The 13,482-nt window shown below is 72.0% G+C and carries 8 protein-coding genes and 1 pseudogene; 7 read left to right on the top strand and 2 right to left on the bottom strand.

Annotated elements, in window-relative coordinates; genetic code table 11:
* The first annotated feature begins 80 nt into the window (after positions 1-80).
* From coaE (J1M41_RS09375) to J1M41_RS09340, 7 genes and pseudogenes are all read left to right on the top strand, one after another.
* A complete protein-coding gene (gene coaE, locus J1M41_RS09375) occupies positions 81-2,450 on the top strand; it encodes a dephospho-CoA kinase (RefSeq protein WP_206451630.1) in 2,370 nt (789 codons plus the stop codon).
* Entirely contained in the window at positions 2,447-3,094 is a 648-nt protein-coding gene (gene coaE / locus J1M41_RS09370; RefSeq protein WP_036315330.1) for a dephospho-CoA kinase, read from the top strand. The genes coaE (J1M41_RS09375) and coaE (J1M41_RS09370) overlap by 4 nt, the downstream gene beginning before the upstream one ends.
* Positions 3,095-3,131: 37 nt before the next feature.
* On the top strand, positions 3,132-5,261 hold the full coding sequence (gene uvrB / locus J1M41_RS09365; RefSeq protein WP_100058001.1) for an excinuclease ABC subunit UvrB: 2,130 nt from the start codon (positions 3,132-3,134) through the stop codon (positions 5,259-5,261).
* 76 nt (positions 5,262-5,337) lie between these two features.
* Positions 5,338-5,976, top strand: coding sequence for a SatD family protein (locus J1M41_RS09360; RefSeq protein WP_044658956.1), 639 nt, complete (start codon positions 5,338-5,340; stop codon positions 5,974-5,976).
* Positions 5,973-6,737, top strand: coding sequence for a hypothetical protein (locus J1M41_RS09355; RefSeq protein ID WP_061867947.1), 765 nt, complete (start codon positions 5,973-5,975; stop codon positions 6,735-6,737). The genes J1M41_RS09360 and J1M41_RS09355 overlap by 4 nt, the downstream gene beginning before the upstream one ends.
* A gap of 76 nt (positions 6,738-6,813) precedes the next feature.
* Positions 6,814-7,758: pseudogene (locus tag J1M41_RS09350) on the top strand (TerC/Alx family metal homeostasis membrane protein); the annotation flags it as partial.
* Positions 7,759-7,999: 241 nt separating this feature from the next.
* Entirely contained in the window at positions 8,000-9,259 is a 1,260-nt protein-coding gene (locus J1M41_RS09340) for a TerC family protein (RefSeq protein WP_206451629.1), read from the top strand.
* A 53-nt stretch (positions 9,260-9,312) separates the two neighbouring features.
* Here the strand turns inward: J1M41_RS09340 and J1M41_RS09335 are convergent, their stop codons facing one another.
* Both J1M41_RS09335 and J1M41_RS09330 read right to left on the bottom strand, forming a co-directional pair.
* The gene (locus J1M41_RS09335) at positions 9,313-10,779 is read right to left on the bottom strand and encodes an alpha/beta fold hydrolase (protein WP_206451628.1); all 1,467 of its coding nucleotides are present in this window, start codon (positions 10,777-10,779) and stop codon (positions 9,313-9,315) included.
* Positions 10,780-10,811: 32 nt separating this feature from the next.
* The gene (locus J1M41_RS09330; RefSeq protein WP_044658952.1) at positions 10,812-13,445 is read right to left on the bottom strand and encodes an RNA helicase; all 2,634 of its coding nucleotides are present in this window, start codon (positions 13,443-13,445) and stop codon (positions 10,812-10,814) included.
* Positions 13,446-13,482: the final 37 nt, after the last annotated feature.

Here is a 13,482-nt window from a genome sequence, read left to right as displayed (position 1 = left end):
CGTGCCACCCGGCACCGGCCCACCGGTGAGCGAGCACGCGTGCCGCCGCGGGCCTCCCACGACCCTGTCCCGGGAGACTCATGACTTCCCCGCTCACTCGCCTGCACGACACGTTGGGGCTCCGCACGAGTCCGGCGATCTTCTTCGGCTCGGCCGCCGCGGTCGTGCTCTTCACCGCCGCGATGGGCCTGTTCCCTGGCCCGGTCCAGGCGGCCTTCGGCGTGGTCTCGAGCTGGCTGCGCTACGACGTCGGCTGGATCTACACCCTCAGCCTGACCCTGCTGGTGGCGTTCCTGTTCATCCTCGCCGTGACCCGGTACGGCCGGGTCAAGCTCGGCGACGACGACGCGGTGCCGGAGTACTCCGGCCTGACCTGGTTCGGCATGATGTTCGCCGCCGGCGTCGGCGCGGTGCTGATGTTCTGGGGCATCGCGGAGCCGATGAACCACTACGCCAACCCGCCCATGGCGGGGACGGAGCCGTTCTCCGACCGCGCGGCCTCGGAGGCCATGGCGATCGCGAACTTCCACTTCGGCATCCACATGTGGGCGATCCTGCTCGTCCCGGGCCTGTGCTTCGGCTACTTCACGTACAAGCGCAAGCTGCCCCCGCGCGTGTCCTCCGCCTTCCAGCCCCTCCTCGGCGATCGCATCCACGGCCCCATCGGCAAGACGATCGACATCATCGCCGTGGTCTCCACCGTGTTCGGCCTCGGCGTGTCCGTGGGCCTGGGCGCCCTGCAGATCAACGCGGGCATGAACTACGTGCTGGGCACCCCCGTGGCCGGCTGGGTCCAGGCGCTCATCCTGGCCGTCGTCACCGCCGTGGGCACGGCCTCCGTGCTGGTCGGCATGGACAAGGGCGTCAAGCGGCTGTCCTACGCCAACATCCTGCTGGCGATCGCCCTGCTCGTGTACGTCCTGATGTGGGCCGTCTCCAGCATGGACGTCATCCGCGGCACCGTGCAGGCGATCGGCGAGTACGCCTCCATGCTGCCCGTGCTCTCCACCTACAACGACACGTACAACTCGGGCCAGTGGTCCGGTGACTGGACCGTTTTCTACTGGGCCTGGACCGTGACGTGGGCGCCCTTCGTGGGGATGTTCTTCGCCCGCATCTCACGCGGCCGCACCATCCGCTCCTTCATCATGGCCGGCCTCGGCCTGCCCACGGCGTTCGTCATCATCTGGATGGGCATCTACGGCTACTCCGCGTTCCAGTCGGACCGCGCCACCGCGCCGGCGCCGGGCCAGGGCGGTGACCTCACGCAGACGATCGTCACCGACGGCAACGTCCAGGCCGCCCTGTTCCAGCACCTGCAGGGCACGCCGCTCTACACGGTGGCCGCGGTCGTGGCGCTCGTGGTCATCACGCTGTTCTTCATCACCTCGATCGACTCGGGCGCGCTCGTGATGGACGCGATGGCCAATGGCCACGAGGATGCCGCGCCCCGCCGCCAGTCCGTGTTCTGGGCCGTGTCCATCGGCGCGGTCTGCGCGGCCATCATCCTCACCGCGGGCGAGAACGGCCTGGCGGCGCTGCAGGAGGTCATCATCGTGATCGGCCTGCCCATCCTGCTCATCACCGTCACGCAGGCCGCACTGCTGCTGCAGGCCCTGCGCGAGGACGCGGGTGCCGCGCGGCCCATGCGGACCCGCCAGTGGAAGCAGGTGCTGCCGGTCGAGGAGTACCGCCGCCGCGCCACCGAGGACGGCGTGGACGTCTCGGACTTCGTGATCCGCCCCGAGTTCGAGGTCGGCACCGAGCCGGAGAACGACACGCACACCCCGAAGACGTGGCACCAGCAGCGCATCGACGCGGCCAAGGCCCTCGTCACCGTCGGCCTGACCGGCGGCATCGCCGCGGGCCGCACCGAGGTCGGCGCGGAGCTCGAGCGGCTGTGCGCCGTCGTCGTGGAGTTCGACGACCTGATGGGGGAGATCCTCGTGCCCGGCAACCCCGTGCTCGAGGAGCTCCGCTCGGTCTTCGGCGAGGACATCGTCCGCGCGGACGGCACCCTGGACGCGCGCACCCTCAACCGGCTCACCACCGAGAGCTCGACCGCCCGGACGCGCATGTACGAGATCGTCTCCCCGGCGGTGCGCGACGAGGCGAACCGCCGGGCCCGCGAGATCGGCGAGGACTCCGTGCTGGTGGTCGACCTGGCCCTGCTGGCCGAGACCGGCTCCGGACAGGACTTCGACCAGGTGCTGGCCGTCTCCGCTCCCGCCGAGGTGCGCGTCGCCCGGCTCATGGAGTCCCACGACATGACCCGCGAGCGGGCCTGGGCCTTCATCGACGAGGAGGCGGCGGACGAGGAGCGGGCCGAGATCGCGGACACCGTGATCGAGAACGACGGCTCGCTCGAGGACCTGCAGGAGGCCGTCCGGGCATACTGGGAGGCCAAGATCCAGCCTCAGCTCGAGGCCGCCCGAGGAGAGCGCGTATGACCGAGACCGACCCGGTGGCCGAACGGCCGCGCGTCCATGTGGGCCTGACCGGCGGGATCGCCGCCGGCAAGTCCGCGGTGGCCCGTGTCCTGCAGGAGCGTGGCGCGCTCCTGGTGGACTCGGACGCCCTCGCCCGGCTGGTCCTCGAGAAGGGCACCGACGGGCTGGCCGCCGTCCAGGACGAGTTCGGGGACCGCGTCATCACCGCGGACGGTGAGCTCGACCGCGTCGAGATGGCCCGCATCGTCTTCGGGGACGAGGGCGCCCGACAGCGCCTGAACCGCATCGTGCACCCCCGGATCCGGGCTGCGGCCCGGCGCATCGTCGCCGAGGCCGGGCCGGACGCCGTCGTGGTCCAGGACGTGCCGCTGCTGGTGGAGACCGGGCAGGCGGACGCGTTCGACCTCGTGATCGTGGTGGAGGCCCCGCTCGAGGAGCGCCTGCGCCGGATGGTGGAGGACCGCGGCATGAGCCGCGCGGACGCCGAGGCGCGGATCGCGGCCCAGGCCACGGACGAGCAGCGGCGCGCCGTCGCGGACGTGGTCATCGTCAACGACGCCGACCTCGAGCGGCTCGCGTCCGTGGCGAACCAGGTGTGGGACCGGTTCCTCGCCCCCGGCGCGGCTGAGCCCTCGGCGGACTGACCGCCGGGGTGTCCGGGGCGCGACGTAGGGTTCTGCCATGAGCCTGGCCCAGAAGATCAACCGCGTCGTCGCCCCGTTCGAGGTCATCTCCCCCTACCAGCCCTCCGGTGACCAGCCGAAGGCCATCGCCGAGCTCGCCGAGCGCGTGGAGGCGGGGGAGAAGGACGTCGTCCTGATGGGCGCCACCGGCACGGGCAAGTCGGCGACGACGGCGTGGCTCGTCGAGCGCCTCCAGCGGCCCACGCTGGTGATGGTGCAGAACAAGACGCTCGCGGCGCAGCTGGCCAACGAGTTCCGGGAGCTGCTGCCCAACAACGCGGTCGAGTACTTCGTCTCCTACTACGACTACTACCAGCCCGAGGCGTACGTCCCGCAGACGGACACCTTCATCGAGAAGGACTCCTCCATCAACGAGGAGGTCGAGCGGCTGCGCCACTCGGCCACGAACGCGCTGCTGACCCGGCGGGACGTGATCGTGGTGGCCACCGTCTCCTGCATCTACGGCCTCGGCACGCCCGAGGAGTACATCGAGCAGATGGTCACCCTGCGCCGCGGTGCGGAGATGGACCGGGACGTGCTCCTGCGGCGGTTCGTGCAGATGCAGTACGTGCGCAACGACGTCGACTTCCACCGCGGCACCTTCCGGGTGCGGGGGGACACCGTGGAGATCATCCCCATGTACGAGGAGCTCGCGGTGCGCATCGAGTTCTTCGGGGACGAGATCGAGTCCATCCAGACCCTGCACCCGCTCACCGGCCAGGTGGTGCGCGAGGAGGAGGAGATGTACATCTTCCCGGCCTCGCACTACGTGGCCGGCGACGAGCGCATGGGCCGGGCGATCACCACCATCGAGGACGAGCTGCGGGAGCGGCTGCAGGAGCTGGAGTCCCAGGACAAGCTGCTCGAGGCGCAGCGGCTGCGCATGCGCACCACGTACGACCTCGAGATGATGCAGCAGATGGGCTACTGCAACGGCATCGAGAACTACTCGCGCCACATCGACGGCCGTCCCGCCGGCTCCGCCCCGCACTGCCTGCTGGACTACTTCCCGGACGACTTCCTGCTCGTGGTGGACGAGTCCCACGTGACCATCCCGCAGATCGGCGCGATGTACGAGGGGGACATGTCCCGCAAGCGCACCCTCGTGGAGCACGGCTTCCGCCTGCCCTCGGCCATGGACAACCGCCCGCTGAAGTGGGACGAGTTCCTCGAGCGGATCGGGCAGACCGTGTACCTCTCCGCGACGCCGGGCGCCTACGAGCTCGGCCAGGCGGACGGCTACGTCGAGCAGATCATCCGGCCCACCGGGCTGGTGGACCCGCAGGTGGTGGTCAAGCCGACCGAGGGGCAGATCGACGACCTGCTCGAGCAGATCCGCGTGCGCACGGCCAAGGACGAGCGCGTCCTGGTGACCACGCTGACCAAGCGCATGGCCGAGGACCTCACGGACTACCTGCTCGAGGCGGGGGTGAAGGTCGAGTACCTCCACTCGGATGTGGACACGCTGCGCCGCGTGGAGCTGCTGCGGGAGCTGCGCAAGGGCACCTTCGACGTGCTGGTGGGCATCAACCTGCTGCGCGAGGGCCTGGACCTGCCCGAGGTCTCGCTCGTGGCGATCCTGGACGCGGACAAGGAGGGGTTCCTGCGCTCCACCACCTCCCTCATCCAGACCATCGGCCGCGCCGCCCGCAACGTCTCCGGCGAGGTCCACATGTACGCCGACAACGTCACGGACTCCATGCGGCGGGCGATCGACGAGACCGAGCGGCGCCGGGCCGTGCAGATCGCGTACAACGAGGAGCACGGGATCGACCCCCAGCCGCTGCGCAAGCGCATCGCGGACATCACGGACCAGCTGGCCCGGGAGGACGCGGACACCGCCGACTTCCTCAAGGGCATGGGCGGCGTGAAGTCCGGGTTCGACTTCGGCATGGGCCACCGAGGCCTCAGCTCGCTGGACCGGGACGCGACCACAGGGGAGGGCACCGAGGCTCCGGCGGTGGACCCGGCGTCGCTGCCCGCCAAGGACCTGGCCGATCTGATCGAGCAGATGTCGAAGCAGATGCACCAGGCGGCGGCGGACCTGCAGTTCGAGCTCGCCGCCCGCCTGCGCGACGAGGTCGGCGAGCTCAAGAAGGAGCTGCGGCAGATGAAGCGGGAGCAGTGACCACCCGGCATGATGCCGACCCAGGGTGTTATGAAAACACTGATGAATGTCGTCATATCAGTGATAGTGTGACGCCATGAGCGCAGCACCCCCGGTCGCGGCCGTGATCGCGGACATCGTCGGCTCCCGCGCCCTCCCGGACCGGGAGCGCGCGCAGGAGCAGATCCTGGCCGCCTTCGCGGCCGCGGAACAGGACGTCCCGCCGCTGCGCCCCGCCTGGGCCAGCGTCGGCGACGAGTTCCAGGCGCTGCACCGCACCTGGCCGGACGCGCTCCGGCTGACCGTCCGCGTCACGCTCGCCCTGCCCCCGGGCCTCGACCTGCGCTTCGGGATCGGCCTGGGGCAGCGGCGGGCCCTGGACGCCGGCGGAGACGGCATCGAGGACGGCACGGCCTGGTATCGGGCCCGCGAGGCCGTCGAGCACGCGCACGAGCGGGCCGCCGGCGCCGCGACCGCCTTCCGTGCCGCGGACCCGTCCCTCACCGCCGCCGTGGACGGGCTCGCCCTGCTGCGCGACCACGTCCTCGGCCGGCTCAAGGCCCGCGAACGCCGGATCGCCGCAGCCCTGCTGGGCGGGGCGACCCAGGCGGAGGCCGCACGGGCGGAGCGGATCACGCAGTCCGCGGTGTCGCAGACCGTCGCGCGGTCCGGGATCGGCCGGCTGCTCGAGCTGGACGCCGAGCTCGCCGCCGCGGCGACGGAGGTCGCGCCGTGACCGCCCTCGCACTGCTCGCCCTGGGGCTGCACGACCTGCTCGACGCCGTCCTGCCCGGCGCCTGGCCCGCCCCCCGGCGGCGGTGGCTCGCCCGGGCCGGCGCGGCCGTGGCCGCCGTCCTCGCCGCGGTGCTGGTGGCCGTGCTGGCGCCGACCGGCGTGGCCGTCGCGGTGGGCGGCGGCCTGGTGTCCCTCGGCCTACTGATGGGCTGGACGTGGCTGCACCCGGACCGGCCGCTCGGGGTGGTCGCGGTGGTGGCCACGGTCGGCCTGGTGGCCGTGCTCGAGTCGACCCTGGCGCCCGCGGGCCTGCGCTCCGCGCCACCGGCCCTCACGCTGCCGGCGGTGGCGGTGGCGCTGACCGAGACCGGCAACCGGGTCACCCGCGCGGTCCTCGCCCTGGCGGGCCGGTCCGCCGACGGGGGCGACGAGGAGGCGGAGGACCCCGCGGCGGAGCCCACGACCGTGCCGTCCGCCGCGCCCACGGACCCCGCGGCCGACGGCCTGCGCGGCGGTCGCTACATCGGGCCCATGGAGCGACTGCTCATGGTCGTCCTGGGGCTCGCGCAGGCCTATCCGGTGATCGCGGCCCTGATGGCGGCCAAGGGCATCGTGCGCTTCCCGGAGATCTCGGCGGACCGCGGAGCCGGCTCGCGCGCGGAGGAGTTCCTCATCGGCTCCCTCGCCAGCTGGGGCCTGGCCGCCGCCGGCGCCGTCGTCGTCTGGCTCGCCCTCGGCTTGACCGCCCCCGGCGCAGCCTGAGACCGGGCCCACCCGCATCCGCGCGCGGGACCGCACCCGTCTAGACTGGCGCGGCCCCCACGAAAGGAACCCCTCCATGGACGTGCTCAGTCCCGTCTTCGAGATCACGACCCTTGTGGTCCTCGGCGTCATCCTCCTGCTCGACCTGCTGTACGTCGCGCGCCGCCCCCACGAGCCCTCCATGTAGGAGGCCGGCCTGTGGATCGGGTTCTACGTGGCGCTGGCGCTGGTCTTCGCGGGGCTGCTCTTCGCCCTGGGCGATGCACAGCACGGCACCGAGTTCCTCGCCGGCTGGGTCACCGAGTACAGCCTCAGCGTGGACGACCTGTTCGTGTTCCTCATCATCATGGCCACGTTCCAGGTGCCCCGCCGCTACCAGCAGGAGGTGCTGATGGTGGGCATCATCATCACGCTGATCGCCCGCGCGGTGTTCATCGCGGTCGGCGCCGTCGCCATCGAGCACCTGACGTGGGTGTTCTACATCTTCGGCGCCTTCCTGCTCTGGACCGCCTGGCAGCAGCTCAAGGACGACGGCGAGGACGAGGAGTCCGAGCCGGGCGTCGTGGCCCGCCTGACCCGCCGCCTCAACGTGGCCCCCGACTACGACGGCAACCGACTGCGCACCACCGTGGACGGCCGGCGCATGTTCACCCCCATGGTGGTCGTGTTCATCACGATCGGCCTGACGGACGTGATGTTCGCGGTGGACTCCATCCCGGCGATCTTCGGCCTCACCCAGAACTGGTTCATCGTCCTGACCGCCAACATCTTCGCCCTCATGGGCCTGCGCCAGCTCTACTTCCTGCTGGGCGGGCTCATGGACCGTCTCGTGTTCCTCAAGCACGGGCTCGCGTTCATCCTCGCCTTCATCGGCGTCAAGCTCGTCTTCCACGCCCTGCACGAGAACGAGCTGCCCTTCATCAACGGCGGCCACCCGGTGACAGCCGTCCCGGAGATCTCCACGTTCGTCTCCCTCGGCGTCATCGTCGGCACCCTGGTGCTGGCCACCGTGGCGTCGCTGACCCGCGGCCCGCACCAGCGGGCCCGACGACGCCCCGCTCCGCCCGCCGCGGGTCGGGGCGTCGTCGTGCGACCGGGTAGACTGACCGGCGACGTAGGGGAGTATCCCGAACACTGTGGACGTCAGCACGCCGCGGCCGCCGAGAGCGCGCCGTCGGCCGGACACAGGGGCCCGGGCCGCGGTCGCGGCGGGCGGAGAGACTTGCGGCACCGTCCCGACCCCTGACGCCGAGAGGTGACCCGTGGAAATCAACGGCCTGACCTGGGGCCTGACGATCGCGCTGATCGTCGGGCTCCTCGCGTTCGACTACTTCGCCCATGTCCGCAAGGCGCACACGCCGTCGATCCGGGAGGCCGCGATCTGGTCCGGCGTCTACGTCGGCCTCGCGCTCGTCTTCGGCCTCGTGTTCTTCGCCTTCGGCGACACCCAGCACGCGGTCGAGTACTACACCGGCTACCTGCTGGAGAAGGCGCTCAGCGTCGACAACCTGTTCGTCTTCCTGGTCATCATGGCCAGCTTTCGGGTGCCGCGCGAGTACCAGCAGAAGGTGCTCCTGTTCGGCATCACCTTCGCGCTGATCTCGCGCACCCTGTTCATCCTGCTGGGCGCCGCCGTCATCGCCGCGTGGTCCGACGTGTTCTACCTCTTCGGCCTGTTCCTGCTGATCATCGCCGGCGGCCAGCTCAAGGGCGAGATGTCCGGCGACGCCGAGGGCGCCCAGGACGAGGCGGACAACGTGATGGTCCGCCTGGTCAAGCGGTTCCTGCCCGCCTCCGACCAGTTCGACGGCGACCGGCTCTTCACGACGGTGGACGGCAAGCGCCTCATGACGCCGATGCTGCTCGTGATGATCGCGATCGGCGCCACGGACGTGCTGTTCGCCTTCGACTCGATCCCGGCGATCTTCGGCGTGACCCAGGAGGCGTACATCGTCTTCACCGCCACGGCGTTCTCGCTCATGGGTCTGCGTCAGCTGTACTTCCTGATCGACGGCCTGCTCGACCGCCTCGTCTACCTGGCCTACGGGCTCTCCGCGCTGCTGGCGTTCATCGGCGTGAAGCTGATCCTGCACGCCCTGCACGAGAACAACCTGCCGTTCATCAACGGCGGCGAGAACGTGCCCGTCGTCGAGATCCCCACGACGCTGTCCCTCGTGGTCGTCGTCGTGATCCTGGCCATCACCGTGGCGATCTCCCTGGCCTCGCCGAAGGGCCAGGCCCTGCGGGCGCTGCAGAACGCCGAGAAGTACTCGTACCGCTACTCGAAGCTGCCCGAGGACGCCGACCCGGCCGAGCGCGAGCGCGCCGCCGCCCTGATGGACCGCTGGACGGCCCGGGCCGAGGCCCTGGACCAGCGCTGGCGCGACCAGCTGCTCGAGCACAAGGACGCGTGGTCGGCCATCATCCGCACGGCCCACGAGACCCGGCTCGCCGATCCCCGTGACGACGACGCGCGCGGGGTCTCCGAGCAGATCGTGCGGCAGGACGGGCCCACCGTCTGAGCCGATCACGGCGCCGGGGGAGTGCTCCGCCGACGCCCGGGCCCCCGGGCCGGTCAGTCGACCGGGTCGGGGGCCGTCGTCGTCCCGGCGCCGTCCGCCGCGGTCATCGCCAGGAGCCGGTCGAGGATCGCCGGCCCGTCGTCGGCGATGCCGTCGTGGTGGAAGGCGTCGGTCTCCCACACCCGCAGGCCGCGGACGCGCCGCGCCGTCTCGATCGAGAGGTCCCGGTCCACGTACACGTCGTCCGCGTAGACGGCGGCGGCCACGGGGACGGTGTTCTGCGCCAGGGCGGCCACGTCGTACAGCGGGCCCCACTGCGTGCGCTCGGCGAGCAGCCGCGCCGTGCCGGCCAGGGGTCGCAGCCGGGGGTCGACCTCGACGGACCAGGGCATGACGTGCTCGCCCGTGGGCAGCGGGACCGCGGTCGCCTCCGGGTCGAAGTCCGGGTGCTCGGCGAGCATCCGGGACGCCGACCAGCTGGTGTCCGCCCGGCCGCCGGCCAGGTCCGCCGGCTGCGCGTAGATCGCCTCGTGCAGCACGGTGTAGAGCGGGTTGACGAGGCGGTCGTCCTGGTCGGCGACGGCGGCCAGGAACGTCTCGGACAGGCGCGGCGCGGGCCCGGTGCGGTCCACGGCCTCGGCGAGGACCCAGTGCAGGCGGTCCACGCGGGTGTTGCCGCCCAGCAGCATGCCCAGGGCCTGGGCCCGTCCCACGGTGAGCGGCCCGCCGCCGGGCAGGGGGATCGGGGCGCCCGCGTCCTCGGCGGCGCGGATCAGCCCCACGGCCTCCGCCCACGCGTCGCGGTCGGCCGGGTGCCGGTCGAAGAACTCCTCGGCGCGGGCCCGCATCCGGGCGTAGGTGGCCCGGTAGACCCGGTCGGCGTGGCCGGTGAGCGGGGCGAGGCCGCCGGTCACCAGGCTGCGCTGCAGGCCCTCGGGGTGGAAGGAGAGGTAGCTCAGCGTGCAGAACCCGCCGAAGCTCTGGCCCAGAGTGGTCCACGGCCCGGCGCCGAGGGCGAGGCGCAGCATCTCGGCGTCCCGCACGATCGAGGGCGCCCGCAGGTGTACCAGGTGCTCGGCGCGGGCCTCGTCCGTGGCGAAGGCGCCCGGGGCGGTCAGGGTCGCCACGGTGGCCGGGGTCGAGCGCCCCGTGCCGCGCTGGTCCAGCAGCAGCACGCGGTGGCTCTCGGCCAGCGCGCCGAGCCAGCCGCTCAGGCGCGCCGGGCGGGGCCCGGCACTGCCGGGGCCGCCCTGGAGGTACAGGGCCCAGGGACGCTCGCCCCCGGGGTCGTCCTTCGCCCGGATCTCCCGGGCGAAGACGGTCAGCGTGCCGCGCCGGTGCGGCCCGACGCCGGTGCCCGCCGCGTCCTGCGCCTCGGCTTCGGCGAGGCCCAGCGCGTGGTCGATCGGCACCGTGAACCAGTGGTCCACCGTGACGGTGCCGTCGTAGAGCTCGGTGCGCTCGCCCACGCGGTGGCGGGCCGGCTCGAGCGGGGCGAAGCCGCGCGGGTCGCCCGCCACGGGCCGTCCTGCCGCCCGGGCGTCCCCGCCGCTCACAGGCCCCACCCGGACTCGGGCGCGCCCACGGAGACCACCCGGATCACGGGGTGGCCTGCCTCGTCGGAGGCGTCCAGGTCGACCACGGCGTTGATCCCGTGGTCCAGGTCCCCGTCGGGGTCCTTCAGGATCTGCCGCACCGCCCACCAGCGCGGGCCGGCCAGCTCCAGCGGGGCGGCGACGTCGGGGGCCGCGGTCACGCGGAACAGCTCGGGGCCACGCGCGGCGGGGCCGTCGTCGATGTCCTCGTGGTCGTCGAAGTAGGCGTCGAGGGCGTCGGCCCAGTCGTCGGCGGACAGGTCGCCGGACAGGCGCGCGAGGGCCTCGTCCCGCTCGTCGCCGAACAGGCGCACGCGCTGGAACATCGCGTTGCGGACCATCACGCGGAACACGGGCGCGTTGTCCGTCAGGCGAGGCGGCGCCGGCGGCTCGAGCGCCTCCATGTCCCGGCGCAGCTCGTCGATGTCCCCGGCCACCAGGTCCTCCCACTCCTCCAGGAGGGACGAGTCGGTCTGCTTCACCATCTCGTCGAGCCAGTCCAGCAGCACCTGGAGCTCCTCGGTGCGCGCCGCCTCGGGCACCGTGTGGCGCAGCGCCTTGACCGCGTCCGTGAGGTAGCGCAGCAGCACGCCCTCGGACCGGGCGATCCCGTAGAACCGGACGTAGTCACCGAAGCCCATGGCCCGCTCGAACATGTCGCGCACCACGGACTTGGGGGTCAGCTCGAACTCCGCGAGCCACGGGGCGTCCTGCCGGTAGAGCTCGAACTGCTGCTCGAGGAGCTCGGCCAGCGGCCGCGGGTGGGTGATCTCGTCGAGGGCCCGCATGCGGTCGTTGTAGTCCATGCCCTCGGCCTTCATGGCGGCCACGGCCTCGCCCTTGGCGTGCTTGACCTGGGCGGAGAGCACCTGGCGCGGCGGGTCGAGGGTCGCCTCGATCACGGAGACCACGTCGAGCGCGTGGTCGGGATCGGCCGGGTCCAGCAGGTCGAGCGCGGCGAGGGCGAAGGGGGAGAGCGGCTGGTTGAGCGCGAAGTCCGGCTGCAGGTCCACCGTGAGGTCCACGGTGCGGCCCTCGGCGTCCGGCTCGGGCAGACGCTCGACGACGCCCGTGGCCAGCAGCTCCCGGAAGATCCCGAGCGCGCGGCGCATGAGCACCGCCTGGCGGGCCGGGGTCTCGTGGGTGCCGCGCAGCAGGCGCCGGACCGCGATCACCGGGTCGCCGGGCCGGTCGAGGATGTTCAGCAGCATGGAGTGCGTGATCCGCATGCGGGAGACCAGCGGCTCCGGCTCGGCGGAGACGAGGCGCTCGAACGTCGCCGGCCCCCACGAGACGAAGCCGGCCGGCGGGGTCTTGCGCTTGCCGGACTTCACGGACTGCTTCATGCGCTTGGCCCGCTCGGCCTCGTCCTTGACGTTCGCGAACTTCGCCGCGGCCTTGCGCTCGGCCGCCTTGTTCTCGATCACGTGCTCGGGGGCCTGGACCACCACGGTGCCGGAGGTGTCGAAGCCGGCCCGGCCCGCCCGGCCGGCGATCTGGTGGAACTCGCGGGCCTGGAGCAGGCGGGTCTTCTCGCCGTCGAACTTGGAGAGCGCGGTGAGCAGCACGGTGCGGATCGGCACGTTGATCCCGACGCCCAGCGTGTCCGTGCCGCAGATGACCTTGAGCAGCCCGTCCTGGGCCAGCTTCTCCACGAGGCGGCGGTACTTGGGCAGCATGCCCGCGTGGTGCACGCCGATGCCCGCCCGGACGAGGCGGTTCAGGGTGTGCCCGAAGCCCGCGGAGAAGCGGAAGCCGGCGATCCGCGCGGCGATCGCCTCCTTCTCCTCCCTGGACGTCACCGAGATCGAGGACAGACCCTGGGCCGTCTCCACGGCGTCCAGCTGCGAGAAGTGCACGATGTACACCGGTGCCTGGTGGGTGCCCACGAGCTCCTCGACCTTCTCCTGCAGCGGCACCTCGGACCACTCGAACGTCAGCGGGATGGGGCGCTGCGCGTGGGCGACGACGGCGACCTCGCGCCCGGTGCGCTCGGTCAGGTCCGCCTCGAGGCGGGTCGTGTCGCCGAGGGTGGCCGACATCAGCAGGAACCGGGCCTGCGGCAGCTCGAGGAGGGGCACCTGCCAGGCCCAGCCGCGGGAGGGGTCCGCGTAGTAGTGGAACTCGTCCATCACCACGGTGCCGATCTCCATGCCCGAGCCCTCGCGCAGCGCGCGGTTGGCGAGGATCTCGGCCGTGCAGCAGATGATCGGCGCGTCACCGTTGACGGTGGAGTCACCCGTGACCATGCCCACGTTCTCCGCGCCGAACACGTCCACCAGCGCGAAGAACTTCTCCGAGACGAGCGCCTTGATCGGCGCCGTGTAGTAGGAGACGGCGTCGTGGGCGAGCGCGTCGGCGTGCGCGGCCAGCGCCACCAGGGACTTGCCGGAGCCGGTGGGCGTCGCCAGGATCACGTGCCGGCCCTGGACCAGCTCGAGGGCGGCCTCCTCCTGGGCGGGGTAGAGCGAGATCCCGCGGTCCTCGGTCCAGGCCGCGAAGGCCCCGAAGACGTCGTCGGCGTCCGGGGCCGGCGGGAGCGCGTCGATGCGGTCGGTCAGCGAGGGCGGGTTCGTGGCGGCAGAAGTCATCGCCCCCAGGGTATCGGCCGCTCCGCGCGATACGGTG

The organism is Micrococcus sp. KRD096, assembly GCF_017168495.1.
In the GTDB taxonomy this organism is placed as follows: domain Bacteria; phylum Actinomycetota; class Actinomycetes; order Actinomycetales; family Micrococcaceae; genus Micrococcus; species Micrococcus luteus.
This window is presented reverse-complemented; position numbering and strand designations above follow the sequence as displayed.